Below are 18,103 nucleotides of genomic sequence, written 5' to 3' on the forward strand. Positions count from 1 at the left end.
CCGGTCGCCCTGGCCTAGATAGTGAGCCTTTTCCTACCCTGTTGAGCGGCAGGTTTGCCAAGTGGCGCGCCGAGCAGAACAGAACAGAAGCAGGGCGTGATAGACGACGGCGTTGCGGCTGAGCGAAAACCGCGTCCGGCTAGCGCGCCGATGATCGCCAAGGTTCTTCGCCGATCCGAGGCTGAACCAACCATTCTCGCCCAAGCCCTGCGCGACTATCTCGCACCCGGTCACCGGTGTTCTGACAGGCGGGTCGGCTGGTTTACCGCGGTGAAACAGTCGACCCGCGCGGGTGATTCCGCGATCGGGTGATAGGGAACTGGACCAAAACCGGCATCCGGGTCGGTGCGCTTCGACGAGGTCGAGCTGTGCCGTGAGATCCGGTATGCGTGCGAGTCGGCCCTCCCCGTCCGGAACGCCGACCAGGAGCACTTCGACTTCGCAGGGGTTGGTCGGAGTTTCTCGGTCGAGAACGAATGAGATCGATGTGATGGCTTCCAAACCTGCGTAATGCAGATCGGGCCCGCCGTTGGAAGGTCCGTAGAAGTAGATGAGTGCTGCAGGCCCTGAGCACTCACCTACGAAGTCCCAGCCGCGGTTTGCGAGCGTCGCATCCATGTCGACGAATTCCCGGACATCATCCTCGGGAAGCTCAGGGAACTCGTCGAAGCCGCGGCTTAGGGCATCGATGGCAGAGGATGGGGGACGCTTCTCATGCCAGATGTATCGCTGGATTGATGTGATGAGCTCTCGCTCCATCTTTGGGGTGATCATGCGCCCCTTGCGCTTGGATAGCGCTACGAAGAGACCGACTGCGGCGACGACCACCAGCCACACCGTTGCTCCGAAGCCTGCGATGACGACCGTTCCTCGCAACATGAACGGTGAGGTTCCGGCTTATATGAATGTCACCGGTTGGCAGGCTGGATGATCACCGGCCGTAGTCTGCCGGAGGTGTCGAGTCGGGGCTGGCTCGTGAGGTTCCTGCCGCCCGTTCGGGCTGGCTCACCGGGGGTTTGCGCCCCGGCCCGACACCGGCCGCGGGCCTGACTCAACAGAGGTGTGGGACACACAGCCGAAAGCCGGAATGTCGCCCGCGGCTTCCTATATCCGACGAGGAATAAGGAGACGTGGTTGACGGTGGTGATCGGGGTCGACCCGCACAAGTCCACCCATACGGCGGCAGCCCTGGATGCCGGGACCCACAAGGGGCTCGAGACGATGCGTATCGACGCCGCCTTGCCGGAGTATCGGCGAATTCTGGTGTGGGCGAGACGATTTCCCGAACGCCGCTGGGCTGTGGAGAACGCGTGGGGTCTGGGCCGGCACCTGGCTCAATGGCTGATCGCCCACGGTGAGACGGTCACCGATGTGCCGTCCACGGCCACCGCGCGGGTCCGGGAATTATCGCGGGGCGGGCGGCGCAAGAACGACAATATCGACGCGGCCGCGGCTGCCAGTGTGGCGGCGTTGCATGGCGATGCGTTGCCCGTCGAGGCCGAGGGAGCGAGCACCGTGCTACGGATGCTCGATGAGCGGCGCACGAATCTGACCAGGCAGCGCACCCGGACAATCAACCAGCTGCACGCGGTGATGCGGGAGTTGCTGCCCGGTGGCGTGTCCACCGATCTGACCGCGAACCAGGCCGCCGCCGCGTTACGTCGGGTCCGCCCGTCCTCACCGGTGGAACGCGCCCGCAAGGAACTCGCCCGGGACCTCGTCGCCGACGTGCGGGCTCTGGACGCCCGGCTGAAGGCCAATCAGCAGCGCATGCAGGACACCGTCGCCGATTCCGGCAGCAGCCTTCTCGACGTGATCGGCGTCGGACCGGTGGTCGCGGCTCGGCTGCTGGGCCGCACTGGCCGCGCGTCACGGTTCCGCACCGCGGGAGCCTTCGCGGTCCACACCAGCACCGCGCCGATCGAGATCGCCAGCGCCGACAAGTCTCGTCATCGACTGTCCCGCCACGGCGATCGCCAGCTCGACAACGCCCTGCACACCATCGCGTTGACGCAAGTGCGCATGCCAGGCAACAGAGGACGGATCTACTACGACAGCAAGATCGCCGAGGGCAAGGGCCACAAGGAAGCGATGCGTTGCCTCATTGGGTGAGTATTGGTGATGCGGTCCGCCGATCGGATCGCGGCCCTCGGTCAGCATTAGGAGATGGCCACGTTGCCGCGCCGCGTGGACGGCCAGTTTGAGTACTGCCACTCCTGATGCGCCGAGGCTCCGATGACCGGCGTCAGGGACATGCCCCAATCGAGGGCCGAACAATGAGGAACCGGCAGCGGAGCCTCGACTGGCGAGGGCATGACCATCGAAACCCTTTGGGAGACTGTGCATGTCGTTCGTCGGCTTGGATTGGGCGAGCAAGACTCACGACGTAACCGTCATCGATGACCGTGGTCACGTCTTGGACCGATGGGCGTTCAGCCACACTGAGCAGGCGTGGACGTCGACGCTGGCCCGTCTGGCACGTCACGGAGATCCCGCCGACCTGCCGGTGATCATCGAGCGGACCGGTGGGTTGGTCGTCGACCGGTTGCTAGCCGCCGGGCATCCGGTCGTGTCGGTGCATCCGAACGCGTTTCATGCCGCGCGGCCGCGATGGGGCGCCTCGGGCGCCAAATCCGATCCCGGCGACAGCTACAAACTCGCCGACTACCTGCGCACCGACGGACACCGGCTGCGCCGACTCGACCCAGTCGACGCCGGCCTGCGCGAACTGCAGGCGCTCATCAGGCTCCGAGACGATCAAGTCCAAGCCCGCACCGCCGCCATCAACCAGCTCGCCGCCCTGCTCGACACCCACTGGCCCGGACCCAAAGAGCTGTTCCATTCGCTGGCGTCGCCCATTGCCCTGGCCTTCCTCACCGACTACCCCACGCCGCAATCGGCCGCACGGCTCGGCGAGGCACGCATGGCCGCGTTCTTGCGCCGAAACTCCTACCGCGGAGGAAAACCCGCCGCGCAGCTTCTGGCCCGGTTACGCGCCGCCGCCGTCCCGGCTGCCCAGCTGCCCACCGACACCCTGGCCGTGATGATCGGAGCCCAAATCCAACTGCTGCGCGGCATCCAAACCGCTATCGCAGACCTGGAAGCCCTGATCAAGCACCGCGTCGCTCGACACCCCCGAGCACGGCTGCTGGCCGCTCTACCAGGCGTGGGCACCATCAACCTGACTCAACTACTCGCCGAGGTCGGGCCGATCCTCGACCGCGTCGAAACCGTCGACCAGGCCGCCGCTGAATGCGGCGTCACCCCAGTCACCAAAGCCTCCGGCAAGACCAGCGGAGTCTACTTTCGCTGGGCAGCCAATACGCGGGCCCGCAAAGCCATTACCGCCTTCGCCCACAACGCCCGCATGCAATCACCATGGGCCGCAAAGCTTTACACCAACGCCCGCGCACGCGGTAAACGCAACCCGCACGCCACCCGCATAGTCGCCCGCGCCTGGCTCCGCGTCATCTGGTCCTGCTGGCACCACGGCACACCCTACGACCCAAACCTCCATCACGCCGCACAACGCCTCCCCGCATGAGGACTTGACTCAAGGGACTCAAACGCCATCTCTGCGACCATGTTTGGCGCATCATGATCACCGACGAACGCCGCCACACCAGCGGGGCGGGTTCCGGAGGACACTCGGGGGCGACCACGAAATCCTGCGCGGCCGGCTCGACCCCGCCAACCAGCTCTTCGGACAAGTCACTTCCGGAACCCGCCACCGTCCAGGCTACGACCAATCCCGTTCCAGCGGCTTGACAAACACAGAGGAACCCCCGCTTTCTCGGAGGGCTCCAAGCATGGTCCGATAGGACCGGAAGGAGTCATTCGTGGCAGCACCGAAGAAGTATCCGGACGAGTTGAAGGCTCGGGCGGTCCGGTTGTATCGGGAGTCGGATCGAAGCCGGTGATCCGGAAGTTGGCCGAGCAGTTGGGTGTCCACCACGAGGCCCTGCGCAATTGGATTCGTCAGGACGAGGCCGACCGGGGCGAGCGCGAGGATCGGCCGACGACCGAGATGCTCGAGGAGAATCTGCGGCTGCGCAAGCGGGTCGCGGAGCTGGAGCGGGTCAACGCCGTATTGCGTGATGCGAGTGCGTATTTCGCGTCCGAGCTCGGCCAGATCCGGAGGTGATCATGAGGTTCGTGAGTGAACATCCCGAGCACTCGGTCGAGCTCGTACTACGGGTGTTGGGCATCGCATCGTCGACGTTCTACGGGTGGTTGAAGCAAGCGCGGCAGCCGTCTGCGCGGCGACTGGCCGACGAGGAGCTTCTGGCCGAGATCGTGGATGTCCACACGTCCTCGGGCGGCACTTACGGCGCGCCGCGCGTGCACGCCATGCTGCGCCGTCGCGGTGTATGGGTCGGTCGCAAGCGGGTGGAGCGGCTGATGCGCCAGGCGGGGCTGCAGGGGGCGTTCCTGCGCAAGAAATGGCGAATTCCGTCCACCCGACAGAATCCGCGGGCCACGCCGGCGCCGGACTTGGTCAACCGCGACTTCACCGCCGATGCGCCGAACCGTTTGTGGGTGGCCGACGCGACCCGGATTCCCGCCGGTGAAGGCGTGTTCTGGCTCGCGACGGTGCGTGATGCATTCTCCAACCGGATCGTGGGCTGGAAGTGCTCGGACCGCTGCGACACCGACCTGGTGCTCGGCGCGCTCGAATACGCGGTGTGGGCGCGGCTTGGCATCGACCTCGAGCAGATCCGCGCCGACCGCGTTCTGCAAGAAGCACTCTCACTCGGCAGCGACCCCCTGCACCTGGCGCAAGCGTTCGGTCTCAGCGACAAGACCGCAGTCGAATACGCCACGATCGCACGCACCCTTGCCGAGTGACCAGCTGGCTTCGATCGTGAAACGGGAGTCAGTTGATCGCGAATTGGGCATCGGTAGGACAGGTGGCATCCACGGCTTGGTTCACGGAAATTCGACACCACCTGACAACGTTTAAGCCGCGCTGCGGCTCTGAGCTACGGGCAGCAGGAGCCGATTCGATCGCTGAGCTCAGCTTCCTACCTGAGCTCGCGACCAGACGTTCTCAAACTCTGAAGCCTCGATCATTTCCGCCACAAAATCGGCCTCCGAGTTGATCTCGTCCAGCGGCGGCAGCGGCCCTGATGACAGGAACGTCGTACCGGTCTCGGATCCGGCATCAGCCCAGTCCAAACGTCCATCACGATAGACATCGACCTTGCGTGCCTCATAGCCGTCCTCGCCGATCTCGCTGAACAACTCGACCGGTTCGGTGTCGAAATCGTGACTCCAGAGCACCTTCAAATACCGCATCCGTCCACGTCCTCGCAGCTTCGTCGTGCTATCTCGACAAGGTAGCGCTGCGTGGATCGGACTGTCCCCGCCTGTCCCTGCACCGAGCGATCAGAACAGGGTGTCGCGCACGGGCCGAGTGCGGTTATATCGGTGAAGAGTGACGGTGTCTGATCGGAACTCGGTTATTCGGGCGTGTTGATCGAGGCTACGGCGTTGCTCCGCCGTAAAGGATCCAACCCACTTCCGCTAGGCGGCCGCTGTGCAGCGCGGTATCAGCGGCGTGGCCTGCGTCGGCCAGCTGGGACCACCGCGCGGTCAGACGTTGCAGGGCCCAGACTGTCGTGTGATCACCGAGGAGCCCTTGGGCGTGTAGGACCCAGTCGTCTCTTGCTGGATAGCCAACCTGCCCCCACTATTCGAGAAGCCCGAGGGCGAATCCTGCCAGCGTGGTGGGTTCGGTGGCGTCTATGACGTCGCGAACTCCAGCATAGTCGTTGCCGGGACGACACATCATCAACATTGTGACCAGGTCAGCGACGGCCGCTACGGGCAGAACTGCGTGACCTCGGCGGAGCAGGATCTTCGGTAAACGGTCCAGAGCTATCCACTGCCGCGGTCGGGGAATTCGGCCGGGCAACAGCAGGCGCGGGTCGACGTGCAGGATCGCGTTCACCGCAGTCGATGCCCTCGGGTGGTAGGCCGAGGCAGCGGCCTGGATCCGATCACCGTGTCCGGCCGCCGCCAAGATTCGAAGTGCGCGTTCTGCAGGCATTCGATCCTTGCCGCTCCTCGATAGCGCGATCGCGATGAGATCTGTTGTTGTCGACACGCTGCGGTCACCGCGGTGGCAGGTCCCGACCGGTCCTGGGCTTGGGAGCGATCCGCATGACCGGGTTCACATGCTGCTCGCCTGCCGCCAGAGCATGGTCCTCGTCGGCGGCCGCCGCGACGGTGGCGGGTTCGACGATCATCAGGTCGCCGACCGTGCAGTCGAGCACCGCGCAGAACACATCGATCTCCTCGGGCCGCAGCACCGACGGTGTTCCCGACCAGAGCCCCGACATCTTGCTGGTGCTCAGGTCTAGGCCGCGCGCAGCGAGCATCCGGCGTAGTTCGCTGGCCTTCCAGATACCACAGTTGGCGGCGACCAGGCGCAGGTTCCATTTCATCGGATCAGTCCTTCCCAGCGGACGGCAGCGCGGTTGTCGCCTAACGCGATTGCGTCTTCGACGCGGGTTCCTTGGGAAGTGGCGGAGTCGGTTATTGGAACTCTCTGAATGCCTTCTGGATCATGTTGCGGGCGGTTTGGATCAGCAGGGCGTTGCTCGCGGCGGGAGATCCGTCGGGCAGCTGTAGTACGTCTTCCAGGCCGATCCTGGCGGCCAGTCCGCGGGATGCTGCCAGCTGCAGGACAGTCCATGCTGCTCCGTCTTCTCCGTGCAGCAAGATCGGAATCTGTGGGCCTGAGTTGAGTTCATCGAGCAGCGCGGCGGCTGCTGCTGGTGCGGTCTGCGGGTCGGTATCGGTGATTTCGGCCAGGACCCGCAGCACACGGTGGGCCGACGGCCAGGCGAAGAAGCGTCGGGCAGCGTCGGTCCCGGAGTAGATGCCCGCCTCGATTCCCACGCCCTGGTGCAGCAGTGCGTCGCCAACTACGTCCGCGCCGTCCTCGTGCCAGTTCACCGAGGCGTGGTCGGGCAGCACCATCCACGAGCGCACCAGTTCCGCGCGTTGCTCAGCATCGGGCATCGCCCAAGCGCCTGTCGTGACTCCGACCGGGATTCCTGGGACTGCTGTGCGCACGGCCGTGACCGCCGCCGCGACGTAGGCTGCCGCCAGGGTGTCCTCGCCGTCAAGGCTCTTGGGATGCAGGTGGATGTCTTCGGCTCCGGCCGCGACGGCTTGCCGGGCAGCCACGGCAAGTTCGCCAGGGGACATCGGCAAGTGGCCGCATTCGGCCCGGGTCCTGGCACCGTTCAGACAGACCTGCAGCATGTGCGTGAGCATCCCAGGTGGGTCTGACATCGGGAGCCAATCCTCAGAGCGGAGAGGTCGGCGGCGTAGGACGGCGTTGTGTCGTCCATGACCGATCCACCGACACCGGTGCCGTTCCCGTGGGTTCTTGCCAGCATCGGCATCGCGTAGTGCATTGTTATCGGGTGCCCGAGATCCGACTTGCTGCTGAGGATGCTGTGGAACTCACGGAGATGCTCGAATTTCTCGGAGACTGGCTGGCTGCCGCCGATCCCGCGGCTAGGTCCTCGTTCGCGCGCTTTGCCGACGACTCAGAAGATTCCATCGAGCACCTGCGAGTCGACCTGATCCGGTTCCGGATCTTACTCGGCTCCGCCGCCGAGGACAAGTTGATCGAGTTCTGATGTGTGGGCACCAGCTCCGCGACAATGAGGTCGCTGAGCTGGTGTCTGTGCTTATTGCCGTTTATTCATGTTGGCGAACAGTTCTGGGTTTGCAGCACGGACCGCATCGAGTTCTTGGTCGCGTCAGGTATTCAAACTGTCGGAATGCCTTCGGGTTTGGTCGGTGGATCGGCGGCTGATGTCGGCGGCGTAGCCAGCCCAGTCTCCGGCGGAGATTTGTTGCCAGCGGACGGCGGCGTTGACGCTGATGCCGAGTGTTCGGGCGAGGATGGCGGCGGGGATCTCGGTGGCGAGTTGGAACAGTGCGGTGCTGCGGGCCCTGGTTGGGGCGGATGCCGAGCCGGTTGAGTCGCTGTTTGAGTCGTTGGGCGCTGATCGGGCGGCCGGGCTGACCTCCGGGGAATAGCCAGCGCGACGGGGTGGTCGCGCCGATGGTGGCGTGGCCTTTGCCGGTGGTGACCACGGTGCGGGCCAGCTCGTCGACGGGGTGAGGCAGGCGGATGGGCGTGCGGCCGAAGCTGATGCTGACGCCGTCGTCGGCGATCGTCATTTGGTTGGTGGTCAGCAGAGCGATGGTGGATGGGCCTTGGGCATAGAGCAGCAGGAGCAGGCCGGCCAGGCGATCTTCGGCGTCGATCGTGGTGTCGTACAGGAGTCGGCGGGCGGTCGCCCATCGATGGTCGTCGTCGAGTGGGTTGACCGGGCCGCGCCAGCGCCGGGTGTGGAGGTAGGTGGTGGTGAGTTTGTTGGCGTGTGCCCATCGGATGAAGGTGGCGGCCTCGTAGCGGTAACGGCCAGCAGGATCACCCAGCCAGTGTTCGAGTTCGGGTTGTCCGAAGGTGTCCAGTGTGAGGTCCTGGGTGTCGAGCCAGTCGAAGAATGCGTCGGCTGTGCGGCGGTGCAGGCGGATGCGCAGGGCTTGTTGCTGGGTGGTGGGGCGTCCGTTGTTTCGGCTGCGTAGCCGTCGCAGCATGTTCCAGATCAGCGGCGGCTGACGGAGCGGCGGCGGCCGCATCCGAGGCAGGTCTCCAGGTTGGCGGGGTCGGTGATGAAGCAGTTGACGCAGAGCGGGCGGCCGTGTTCGTCGCGGGTCACCGGTTCGCGGCGGGCCCGGCAACGTGAGCATTCTTCGATGCGGGAGTGCGCGATGCAGGTTCGGCAGACTCGAACTCCGTTGAGTGGCTTGTCGATACGGACCATGCGGTGGCAGCCGGGACAGGTCGGCAACACGATGCCGGCGATTCCGGCGGCGTGCAGATGTTCGATGAATCTCGGGATCACCCGCAGCGGCGCTCGATGGCCGTCGCCGGCGAGCAGCGCGGGATCGGATTCGATAGCCCACGCCATTCTCTGCTGATAGGCGCGTCGACGACAGCACTGGTCGATCGCTTCCGCGATCGTGTCCCTGCCGACCCGGGGATCGAGCTCGGCGACAACGGAGTGGATCACCGATATCGGATCACGGTCGTCGACGTCGCAGCATTGAGGGCATCGCGGCTGTCCATTTCGGTCGAGGGTCTTCACGCGCTTGGTCTGCCCGCAGCCGACGCAGGGCGCTCGGCGGTGTTCGCAAGGGCCGCAGTACCAGTCCTGACCCTTGCGTGTGAAGGTCCGCAGCCCCTTGCCGCAGGCGGCGCAGCACGGCGGCGAGATCATCGTCGCGCCGGCCGCGCGCAATGCCCCCAGCAACTCACCAACCGCACGAGGCGCCGGGGATCGCCCATCGAGCAGAACCCCGGGACGCGAGGCCAGGGCGGCGGCCAGCCGCCGCGATTTCGCCCGCCCTCCGGCGACCGACACGACCACCGAACGGATCCGGTCGCCCGTCAGGCCCGGGTCCGCCGCGGCAATCAGGTCCGTGATCAGGCCGACCGGGTCACAGCTCGCCCGATCCTGTTAAATCACGGTCACGATTACTCGGCTCCACGGATGCGCGCTCGTTTCGGCCGCAGGTCCCCGACGCTGTCTCCGGCGCCGACGGCCTTCTTCCGCCGTGTGGTTGCCGAGGCCGCGGCGACCGGCTCGATCAGGTCGTCCATGGTGCAGTCGAGGATGTCGAGCAGCGCCATGAGCACCTTCAGACTCAATCGCTCCGGCCGTTCGACAACCAGCCGATAGACCTGGCTCGACGACAGCTCGATATCCCGCCGTGCCAGAGGATCGATGAGATCGGTGGTCTGAAACATGCCGCGCTCAGCCATCACCGTGCGAAGGTTCCAGCGGTAGTCCAGCTTCGGTGCCATAATGGTCCTTGCCTATGGGGTGAACGGGGTCAACGCAGGCGAAAGCGCCTTCAGCAGAGCGGTATTCATGTAGTCGTCGCTGACGTGGGTGTAGATCGCCGTGGAACTGTCGCACTCGTGGCCGACCTGGGATTGGATGAACCGGCGATCAACCCCATCCTCCGTGAGGTGGGTCACATACGAGTGTCTTGTGTCCGCAGTAGCCGTGTGCGGTCGGGTTCGTGTTGCGTTTGACGTGGCCGATTCTCGGTGGGGAGTTCGTGATGCTGATCGCGGGTCGTGTGGCGATAACGCGAAGTCCGTCGTGACGGACATCACTGCCAGGTTGGTCAGCATGGTCCCATGATCTTCTGCCGGCGTTCTCGGCGATCGGACGGAAGGCGGGTGATGTTGGCTTCGAGGTCGTCGCTGGCGCGGAGCCGAAGGATCTCGTCGTGTTGGGCGGCGATTCGGGACAATGCTTGGCTTCGGAAGTCGATGAGGTCTTGGATCGTCGAGTTGGCTTGGGCGAGGTTGGTTTTCAGCTTGTCGATCATCGTTTTGAGGCGTTCGATCTGTGCGGCTTTCGGGTCCGGGGTTTCTGCGGCTTGCTGAAGCTGCTGGACGCGGTGCTCGAATTCGGCGCGCAGGTGTGCGTAGGGTCTGGTGCCGTAGAAGGCGGTGCGGTCGACACCGGCTTCGAGTGCGAGGGTTTTGATGTCGCAGTTGCCGCCGGGTGGGATCTCGCCGCGAAGTAGCCGGTCCATGGTGGCGCGGATGCGGTTTTCGTTCTGGGTGCGTTGTGCGGCGCTGATTCTCATGCCTTTTCCTCGGTCGTGCCGGTGTGGGTGGCGGTGTCGATACTGGTGATGACTCGGACGGCTCGGTCGTGGTCGGCCTGCATGCGGGCGCGTTCGGTGGTGCGGGTCTTGCCGAGTTGGCCGAGGAAGGTCTTGGTGCGTTCGGCGTGGTCAGCCCAGACGGGGCGGTGGTGCTGGTGGTGGGTGGCCTGTGGGCAGCGTGCGGAGTCACACATGCCGATCATCGGCCGGTCCGCCGTCGGGGTTCCGGCGAGTTTCAGGCAGAGTGCGCGGGAGGGATCGGTGAACCAGCATTATCCGGAGCAGGGCGTTATGGCGAGTCACTCTGGCGTCTGGCACATTGTTCGCTATCAGAGACGCAACGGTCGGGTTGAGTTCGGGATAATTACAGGCTCTCCAGGTAGGCGAGCAGCTGATCGGGTGGCTGGTATCGGCCCGGTGGGACGTCGATCGGGGTGGTCCTGGCCAGGATTCGTTCTTTCAGTTCGAGATCGGCGTGGACGTAAATTTGTGTTGACCGGATATCCTCGTGTCCGAGCCATAATGCGATCACGCTGATGTCGACCCCGGAGCGTTTGAGAGCCATCGCATTCGAGTGCCGCAATATGTGTGGCGCGATTTTCTTGCCAGCCAGGGAAGGGCAGGATTTCGCTGCGAGCGGCTGGTACTTGGTGAGCCGGGCTTGAAATGCGTCCCGGGTCATGCGCTGGCCGCGGCGGGTGGGGAATAGCGGGTCACTCGGTGCACTCGATTGTTCGGCGAGCCAGTCGCGCAGCATGTTCACGGTTGGTTTGTCCAGTGGTGTGCAGCGCTCCTTGCGGCCCTTGCCGAGGCAACGCACGTGTGCTCCGGTGCCGAGGTGAACATCAGCGCAGGTGAGGCTGGTGAGTTCGGAGACGCGCAGGCCCGTCCGGAGTGCGGTGAGGATGATCGCGTGGTCACGGCGACCGATCCAGGTGGTGCGGTCGCAAGCGTTCAGCAGCGCGTTGGATTCGGTATCGGTGAGCCAGTCGATATCGGTGCGGATCTTGCCGCATCCTTGGATTGCCAGTACTCGCTGGATCGTGGCGGCATTATCGGGGGCGTGCAGTGCCGCGTAGCGGAATAGCGAATGAATCGCGGCCAGGCGGGCGTTGCGGGTGCGTGGTCCGTTGTGCCGTTCGGTTTCCGGGTAGTGCAGGAATGCGGTGACGAGGTCGTGGTCGAGCTGGCTGAGGTCGAGTTTCCATGGCGGTGTCCGGGTTGCCCGTTCGGCGAAGATCAGCAGCAGACGCCAGGTGTCTCGGTAGGCGCCGATCGTGTGTGCGCTGGCGTGTCTTTGAGTGATCAGTTTCGTGGTGAAGAATCCCTGCAGAATCGGCGCCAACCGGCTCATCGGGCCTCCTCGGTGTCGTTGAAGGTGTGGACCATTCGTTCGGTGGCCAGCGCCAGCAGTTCTGGTGTGGCCGAGATGTACCAATAGGTGTCGGCGGGATCGACGTGGCCCATCCAGGTGGACAGCAGCGGCATGTGGGCGTCGATGTCGACGCCGTCGTGGTACCAGCTGATCAACGTGGCGACGGCGAAGGAGTGACGCAGGCTCGTCAGGACCGGCCGACACCGTGGTGAGTGTGGGAGCAGACCGGCCCGGGTCGCGAGCCGGGTGAACACGTAGTGCACTCGGCGTTTGTTGAGGGCCGTGCCCCGCAGGGAGACAAAGAAACTCGTGTCTGTCCGGCAGGGGAAGGTTCGGTCTCTCAACGCGGTGTAGTCGGCGAGTTCGGTGATGGTGCTCGGGTGGATGAGGATCTCACGCGTCTTGTCGTATTTGCCGCGCACCGTCAGGATTCCCTCTCGCAGGTCGACGTTGGCGGTGTCCATGGTGAGGGCTTCGGACGGTCGCATCCCGGTGACGGCGAGCAAGCCGATCAGGGTCCGGTATGTCGCTGCGTGCAGCTCCGGTCGCAGAGTGGCTGTCGCGGCTATCAAGGACGTGATGTCTGCCGCCGACAGCAGATATGGAGTTGGCCGGTGGTAGTCGCGCGGCAGCAGATCCGCTGTCGGCACCTGGTGTGCTGGGTCGATGCCGTGCAGGTAGTGGGCGAATCCGCGGACAGCGCTCAACCGCAGCCATTGGTAGTAGGCCGCAGTTCCGGCGGCCTGGGTTGCCCATTCGATGGCCAGCTCGGGTGTCACCCGTGTAGCTCCGAGTCTGTCGAGGTAGTCGGCGAACTGCAGCACCTGGCGGCCGGGAACAATCAGACCGAAGCCGAGGGAGCGGCGTAATTCGAGGTAGTCCTCGGCAGTCTGGCGCAAGGTATTCATGTCTGCGGCTCCGGTTGTGTGGGCCACGGCCGGATCAGGCGGGCCAGCGCTTTCCGGTCGACCTTCGCGTAGATCGACGTTGTTCTTGGGTCGTCGTGGCGCAGGATTTCCCCAACATCGGCGAGCGAAGCACCCGATGCCAGCAGAGTGCTGGCAAGAGAATGTCGCAGAGTGCGTGGACCTTGCTCGCGGACCCCGGCCCGGCGGCACGCATGCTTGGCAACCGAGTTCAGCCCGAAGATGGTCAATGGCCCGACCGGAGGTAGCGCGGTGAGGAACACCGCGCGCGTCCCGGAGCGAGGCGAGCGTCTGACCCGCAGATAGTCCGCGATCGCCGCGCCGACATCAGAGGCCAGCGGGAAAACATCGACCCGGCCGCCTTTGCCGTGCACGGTGACCTCACCGGTGCGCCAGTTGAGGTCTTCGAGCGCAAGTTCGGTGATTTCGAATGAACGAAGGCCCAGCCGGGCCAGGATCAACAGGATCGCGTAATCCCGCACGCCGACCTCGGTGGCGCGGTCACAACCGGCCAGCAGGGCCTCGATTGTCGCGGTGTCCATCCTGGCCGGCAGCCCAGACAACCGCCACCCCGCGACACGAGGCACCAACGCCGAAAAGTCTTGCGGCGTATAGCCTTCTACGTAGAGAAACCGCAGCAACGACCGGTCGGTCTTCGTGATCAGTTTCGCCATGGCCGGACTGTGTCCTCGTAACTGTTCTTCGAGGACAGCGAGGACCTTCCCCCAAGATAGAGCCTGCAGCGCGTCTTGCAGCGGATCCTCCACCATGGCAAGGAATTTCGCGGCCACCGGCGCATAGCAATCGACCGTACGTTGAGAAACGCCTCGTTCGGTACGTAGATACCCGCAGTAGGCCGACAACAGCACGTCTCGGTCGCTGCCAGGTGCTGGCTCCGCTTCGGGCAGCACGCCAGCACGGTCGAGATACTGCAGGAGTGGGGACAGGCTACGAATCGATCGCAATTTGCGCCGGGTCGGCCCGACGACCGACATGAATTCCTCGGCCACAGTCGGCGACAGGTGCCCGGCATTCAGTACCCGGCTCTCCAACCACGCACTGAGCTCGACCATCAGCTGAAGATGCAGGTAGATCGCGTACGTGCAGTAACCCTCAGCGGCAAGCTCGGCGACGAACCCGGCCGCATGTTCGGCCATCGGCCCCGTACTGCGCGATATCAAACGATCGAACGTTGCCATGACGGATCTCCGCGCGATGTCGCGGTGTCTGGCTACTGGAGTCGATTGCTCCTCACCGCGCCTGTCGTTATCCGGAACGCCGATCGCAGTTCAGCACCCAAAACGCTACGACTCCACGGCGATTCGGCATAATTCCCTGCTCCGGATAATGCTGGTTATCCAAAATTTTGGATAACCAGCAGTAGTTCGCCGGGCCGAGGTGCAGTGCTTTCGCGCGTTTGGACAGCAGATTGAGGATGTCGCGGTCGTTGCGTTGGATCTTCGGTGCCGCAATCGTTTCGGTGTCGAGGTTGGTGTCGATGCTGGCGAAGAATTCGGTCAGGTTGCGGGCCCCGGGCCCGGCGGGCAGGATGCCTTGCTGGTAGTTGCGGAACTCGGCCAGCACAAGTTCGAGTTTGTGGTCGGCCTCGAGCTTGTTGACCTCGGCCAGCAACTCGGCTTGGGCGCCGCCCGGTCGTGCCGCGTATCCCTCCGTGGTCGCCGCGGCGATATGTTTGAGGTGCAGTTTTGCTGCGAGAACACCGCCGGGCCGGTAAGCCATCTCCAACGCGACCGTCCGCCTCAGCATCCGTAGCGAGACTGGTTGGTCGGGGATCGGGGCGAGTCCGAGACGGGCCCCGGCCGCGGAGTTCACCCAGGCGCGAAACCACTGGTAGCGGACCCGGAAGCTGAACCGGGACAGCAGTAGAGCGCCCTCGCTGGGGTCGTCGTGGAGCTGTTCGACAAGGCCGATGGCGCGGTGGACCGGCTCGATGACGACCCATTCGTCGTCGGTGCCGCCGAGACCTTGACCTTTGATGATCTTGCTGGCGACGCGGTAGCGTTTCAGCCCGGCAATCGGTTCCTCGAGGCGGCGGCAGCCGATCCGCAGTTCCATCAGCTCACCGGCCCGCATCCCGGACGCGGCAGCCAGGACCACGATCGCCGCGGTGCGGGCAATGCCGATCAGAGCGACGGCTTCGGATCGGTGCAGTGGCGAAGTCCAGCGCAGTAAAGTTGCGCCATCGGCTGTCGTGGCTTCGGCGGCGTTGCGGCCGAAGATCTTCTCGACTCCGACGGTGTTGAGAGTATCGATCAGCGGTTTGCGCAGTGCGGGCATCCATTTCGACCAGAACTGGACGTATCCGGCCCGCCGGGCCAGGGTGCCGGTGGAGACCGGCAGCAGCGGATCGTTCGCGTCCGCCCGCGGCGAGTCGGCGGTTGATGTCGTGTTCTTCAAGCATCGGCAGCGGTGTGCCGGTCACCCGGTGCTCGCCCAGCAGCCTGTCAATGTCGCCGACCATCGCGGAGGAACCGTGCCGAAGGCCAGCAGCTCCGGTGGCCCAAACGTGGTCGGTGTGACGGATCTGCTCGTGCAGTTCGACAACATGAGGGCCCAGAATCTGCACCAGGTGCAGCGCCGCGGCGAGCATCGGCTGCAGCACTCCGGCAGGGACGGCTGGTGTCTTGTTGCCGTCACGGCCAGAAGGCATTTCGGCGACCGCGGATGCTGTCGCGCCGCCCCAGGGACGTAGATCGGCCGGAACCTGGTCGGTGGTGAACAGGTCACGGTAGTCGACCAGATCGACGATGATCTGCGCGGCGGTGCGGCGGACACCTGCGCTCTGCTCGCCCACGACAACGCCGTCGGTGTCGATGACGTAGCGTCGGAACGCCAGGTATTCCTCGCAGAGGCGGGTGTCGAGTTCAGCCAGGGTGGTGATGCCCCGCTGGCCGAGCCAGCCGAAGAACCTGCCAGCTTCGTAGAGTCGGTTGTAGCAGCTGGTCAGCTGCAGTGCGGTGCGGTAGGCGCGTGGGAGCCGAACCACGGCATCGTGATTCGGGGCCAGCAGCGCCAGGATCAGCTCCTTGGTCACCAGCCGCCAGCCGGGCTCGGTGATGGTGGTGAAGTCGAATCGCCGTCGGTAGAGGGCCATCTGAACTGGGAGCCCGACCACGTCGGTGAAGTCCCATAGGTCGTCGTCGAATGCGGGTCGTGGCGTGCCGTCCGGCAGTGTGAGCCCGGCGGTGCGGCAAATATCGGCGCCGGTGAACGGGGACTGTGGTTGCGTGCCGGGTGCGGCGGTTGTTGTTGTTCTCGTCATGCGGTGAGTCCCTCTGGGCGCAATGGAATTTCGTCGTCACTGTCGGTGACGCGCGCGGTTGCCGCGGCGAGTTCGGTGGGGTCGAAGCGGTCGAGGATCTGCTCGATCCGGGCCGCGTAAGGACCGAAGACGGTCATGAAGTGGGCGGCGGGCATTTGCTGCCACTGGCGGGAGAAGTATGCCTTGAGCCGCAAGAGGTTCACCGCGTGCCGGGGTGCGAACACCGCCAGCGGGCAGAGCAGGCAGACCCATGGCCGTGCCGGGCATGGTTTCCCGGCCGGACCGTGGAGTCCGGCCAGTTGGTCGGCGCAGGCCGCGGTGAACACATCCCGCTCGCCGCCGATCAGCTCGGCGAGCACGCCGTCGTCGATTTTCATCACCGCCAGCAGGTGCGGGTAGCCCTCGGCGAGTGCAGCAACGTCCTCTTCGGAGATCACGGTCGGTGGGTGTGCGCGGCGCAGGATGTCGTGTTGAGCGTCGGCGATGATCGTCTCGACGGCGTGGCGTTGGCCGGACGTTGTCGCCGTTAGATAGTGATCACCCTCGACTGCGGGCGTGTGGTTCGGATCGATTGTGGCCCTTGCGTTACCGGTCCAGGATTTCTTGTCCCGTATGGCGTGATGGGTGGTGCGGATGCGGGACCGGTGCAGTTTCATCGGCTGACCGTCGTCGCCGACGATGCCGTAGCGGTGCATCCATCGCCCGATCGCGGATCGGGTCACCTTCCTGAGTCGGCGGGAGTAGCCGGGCTGGCTCATCGCCAACCACAGCGTGGTGCGCTCGTCCGCCGGCACGAAACTGCGCAGCAGCGCCGAGTGCGCCAGCCATTGCTCGAGCAGCCGCACCGCCGGTCGCGGCAGCGTGGTGCTCTCGGCGGCAGTGCGGCGCTTGATGTAGGACAGCAGCACCGTCGAATCCCCGGCCCAGTCGAGGTCTCCGATCGTCAGGTCGGCGATGCCGTCCGGGACGATGCCGGAGTAGATCCCAAACAGCAGCCGGTAGGCGAGCACGACCTCGAGATGCGGGAACATCGCCAGCGCGGCCTCATGGAAGACAGTGGTGACTCCACGATGGCGGAAGACGTTGATGGACACGCCGATTGCCTCAGCAGCGTCACTGCTGCCGAGCGGGCCACGTGTCGACAATAACCAGCAGAAGTTCTGGTGAGACCATGCACCCGAGCCCGGATGCCGACCTCCGGCGGCGGCCGCCAGCGCATGCCGATGCGCCGTGTAGGAGTCATCGACCTGCTGTCGGCAGATCGTGGTCAGCCGCTGCCATTCCTTCTCGGAGTAGGGCGGCAGCGGGTGATGACTTCGGTGCAGGTTGAAGTGTCGTCCTGCGGCCAGTTCCAGCACACCGTCGCCGAGACCGCCGCCGGATCGCGCGTAACCTTCCACCAAGTAGCGCGTCAGCGACTCCAGCCAGTTCGGGCCCGCCATCCAGAACTGCGCCAATTGCCCGCGCCGCAGATCTCCGACGCCGCCGGTGAACCCCTGATCGGCGAGTGTTCGCGCCATCCGATGTAACCCGCGCACGTAGTGGCCGACCGTGCCGGTCGTATCGACACTGCCGTGCGGATGAATCAGCTCCACCAACCCGATGGCCAGATCACGCACCAGCCTCGGGTTCGGCGACCCCGACAGATCGAATTCGGCTCGGCTGCCGTCGCTGAACACACAAGCCAGGCGCAGCGGATCATCTAGTGGGTGCGCCCGTTAGTTCGTCGGGGGTTATGCCGCGAGCGGTCGGGGTGCGTGCAGGTCGTGGTGGCCGAGGCGGTGCAGTAACTGGTTG

Annotated in this window: 22 protein-coding genes; 5 read left to right on the plus strand and 17 right to left on the minus strand. The window is 64.9% G+C overall.

Translation table 11 applies throughout. The features are described from left to right. Positions 1 to 33: 33 nt before the first annotated feature. Positions 34 to 879, minus strand: a complete 846-nt coding sequence (locus tag ACIBG0_RS39525; RefSeq protein WP_397040315.1) for a hypothetical protein — start codon at positions 877 to 879, stop codon at positions 34 to 36. Between the two features lie 261 nt (positions 880 to 1,140). Here ACIBG0_RS39525 and ACIBG0_RS39530 point away from each other — a divergent pair, with 261 nt between their 5' ends. From ACIBG0_RS39530 to ACIBG0_RS39545, 4 genes are all read left to right on the plus strand, one after another. Then, positions 1,141 to 2,112 carry an IS110 family transposase gene (locus ACIBG0_RS39530; RefSeq protein ID WP_397040357.1) on the plus strand — a complete coding sequence of 324 codons (972 nt, stop codon included), beginning with the start codon at positions 1,141 to 1,143 and terminating at the stop codon, positions 2,110 to 2,112. Between the two features lie 232 nt (positions 2,113 to 2,344). Further along, complete coding sequence (locus ACIBG0_RS39535) at positions 2,345 to 3,544, plus strand: IS110 family transposase (protein ID WP_397040317.1); 1,200 nt, start codon at positions 2,345 to 2,347, stop codon at positions 3,542 to 3,544. 372 nt (positions 3,545 to 3,916) lie between these two features. Next, positions 3,917 to 4,144 (plus strand): transposase, encoded by a 228-nt coding sequence (locus tag ACIBG0_RS39540; RefSeq protein WP_397040318.1) that lies wholly within the window; start codon positions 3,917 to 3,919, stop codon positions 4,142 to 4,144. 2 nt (positions 4,145 to 4,146) lie between these two features. Beyond that, positions 4,147 to 4,848, plus strand: a complete 702-nt coding sequence (locus ACIBG0_RS39545) for an IS3 family transposase (RefSeq protein ID WP_397040320.1) — start codon at positions 4,147 to 4,149, stop codon at positions 4,846 to 4,848. A gap of 168 nt (positions 4,849 to 5,016) precedes the next feature. Here ACIBG0_RS39545 and ACIBG0_RS39550 read toward each other — a convergent pair whose 3' ends face one another. The 4 genes from ACIBG0_RS39550 to ACIBG0_RS39565 all read right to left on the minus strand — a co-directional run bounded on the left by ACIBG0_RS39550 (position 5,017) and on the right by ACIBG0_RS39565 (position 7,305). Continuing rightward, positions 5,017 to 5,298, minus strand: coding sequence for a DUF6881 domain-containing protein (locus ACIBG0_RS39550; protein WP_397040321.1), 282 nt, complete (start codon positions 5,296 to 5,298; stop codon positions 5,017 to 5,019). A 394-nt stretch (positions 5,299 to 5,692) separates the two neighbouring features. Beyond that, entirely contained in the window at positions 5,693 to 6,052 is a 360-nt protein-coding gene (locus ACIBG0_RS39555; RefSeq protein WP_397040322.1) for a hypothetical protein, read from the minus strand. A gap of 64 nt (positions 6,053 to 6,116) precedes the next feature. Then, complete coding sequence (locus tag ACIBG0_RS39560; protein WP_397040323.1) at positions 6,117 to 6,449, minus strand: helix-turn-helix domain-containing protein; 333 nt, start codon at positions 6,447 to 6,449, stop codon at positions 6,117 to 6,119. Between the two features lie 91 nt (positions 6,450 to 6,540). Next, positions 6,541 to 7,305, minus strand: a complete 765-nt coding sequence (locus ACIBG0_RS39565) for a 3-keto-5-aminohexanoate cleavage protein (protein WP_397040325.1) — start codon at positions 7,303 to 7,305, stop codon at positions 6,541 to 6,543. Positions 7,306 to 7,439: 134 nt separating this feature from the next. Between ACIBG0_RS39565 and ACIBG0_RS39570 the strand changes: the two genes are divergently transcribed. Then, on the plus strand, positions 7,440 to 7,658 hold the full coding sequence (locus ACIBG0_RS39570) for a hypothetical protein (RefSeq protein ID WP_397040327.1): 219 nt from the start codon (positions 7,440 to 7,442) through the stop codon (positions 7,656 to 7,658). A 61-nt stretch (positions 7,659 to 7,719) separates the two neighbouring features. Here ACIBG0_RS39570 and ACIBG0_RS39575 read toward each other — a convergent pair whose 3' ends face one another. From ACIBG0_RS39575 to ACIBG0_RS39630, 12 genes are all read right to left on the minus strand, one after another. Continuing rightward, entirely contained in the window at positions 7,720 to 8,673 is a 954-nt protein-coding gene (locus tag ACIBG0_RS39575; protein ID WP_397040329.1) for a hypothetical protein, read from the minus strand. Continuing rightward, positions 8,640 to 9,005 (minus strand): hypothetical protein, encoded by a 366-nt coding sequence (locus ACIBG0_RS39580; RefSeq protein WP_397040331.1) that lies wholly within the window; start codon positions 9,003 to 9,005, stop codon positions 8,640 to 8,642. Before ACIBG0_RS39580 ends, ACIBG0_RS39575 begins: the two co-directional genes overlap by 34 nt. Before the next feature lie 566 nt (positions 9,006 to 9,571). Further along, positions 9,572 to 9,901, minus strand: a complete 330-nt coding sequence (locus ACIBG0_RS39585) for a helix-turn-helix domain-containing protein (RefSeq protein WP_397040332.1) — start codon at positions 9,899 to 9,901, stop codon at positions 9,572 to 9,574. A gap of 12 nt (positions 9,902 to 9,913) precedes the next feature. Next, on the minus strand, positions 9,914 to 10,237 hold the full coding sequence (locus ACIBG0_RS39590; RefSeq protein WP_397040334.1) for a tyrosine-type recombinase/integrase: 324 nt from the start codon (positions 10,235 to 10,237) through the stop codon (positions 9,914 to 9,916). Next, positions 10,231 to 10,701 carry a hypothetical protein gene (locus ACIBG0_RS39595; RefSeq protein WP_397040336.1) on the minus strand — a complete coding sequence of 157 codons (471 nt, stop codon included), beginning with the start codon at positions 10,699 to 10,701 and terminating at the stop codon, positions 10,231 to 10,233. Before ACIBG0_RS39595 ends, ACIBG0_RS39590 begins: the two co-directional genes overlap by 7 nt. Beyond that, a complete protein-coding gene (locus ACIBG0_RS39600; RefSeq protein ID WP_397040338.1) occupies positions 10,698 to 10,916 on the minus strand; it encodes a hypothetical protein in 219 nt (72 codons plus the stop codon). Before ACIBG0_RS39600 ends, ACIBG0_RS39595 begins: the two co-directional genes overlap by 4 nt. Positions 10,917 to 11,086: 170 nt before the next feature. Then, the gene (locus ACIBG0_RS39605) at positions 11,087 to 12,076 is read right to left on the minus strand and encodes a tyrosine-type recombinase/integrase (RefSeq protein ID WP_397040340.1); all 990 of its coding nucleotides are present in this window, start codon (positions 12,074 to 12,076) and stop codon (positions 11,087 to 11,089) included. Then, positions 12,073 to 13,005 (minus strand): tyrosine-type recombinase/integrase, encoded by a 933-nt coding sequence (locus ACIBG0_RS39610; RefSeq protein ID WP_397040341.1) that lies wholly within the window; start codon positions 13,003 to 13,005, stop codon positions 12,073 to 12,075. The genes ACIBG0_RS39605 and ACIBG0_RS39610 overlap by 4 nt, the downstream gene beginning before the upstream one ends. Then, positions 13,002 to 14,222 (minus strand): tyrosine-type recombinase/integrase, encoded by a 1,221-nt coding sequence (locus ACIBG0_RS39615; protein WP_397040342.1) that lies wholly within the window; start codon positions 14,220 to 14,222, stop codon positions 13,002 to 13,004. Before ACIBG0_RS39615 ends, ACIBG0_RS39610 begins: the two co-directional genes overlap by 4 nt. A gap of 67 nt (positions 14,223 to 14,289) precedes the next feature. Next, positions 14,290 to 15,141: a hypothetical protein gene (locus ACIBG0_RS39620; RefSeq protein WP_397040344.1), complete on the minus strand. Its 852-nt coding sequence runs from the start codon at positions 15,139 to 15,141 to the stop codon at positions 14,290 to 14,292. Continuing rightward, the gene (locus tag ACIBG0_RS39625) at positions 15,104 to 16,306 is read right to left on the minus strand and encodes a hypothetical protein (protein WP_397040346.1); all 1,203 of its coding nucleotides are present in this window, start codon (positions 16,304 to 16,306) and stop codon (positions 15,104 to 15,106) included. The genes ACIBG0_RS39620 and ACIBG0_RS39625 overlap by 38 nt, the downstream gene beginning before the upstream one ends. Next, positions 16,303 to 17,985, minus strand: a complete 1,683-nt coding sequence (locus tag ACIBG0_RS39630; protein ID WP_397040348.1) for a hypothetical protein — start codon at positions 17,983 to 17,985, stop codon at positions 16,303 to 16,305. Before ACIBG0_RS39630 ends, ACIBG0_RS39625 begins: the two co-directional genes overlap by 4 nt. Positions 17,986 to 18,103 lie beyond the last annotated feature (118 nt).

The organism is Nocardia sp. NPDC050630 (genome assembly GCF_044457245.1).
In the GTDB taxonomy this organism is placed as follows: Bacteria; Actinomycetota; Actinomycetes; order Mycobacteriales; family Mycobacteriaceae; genus Nocardia.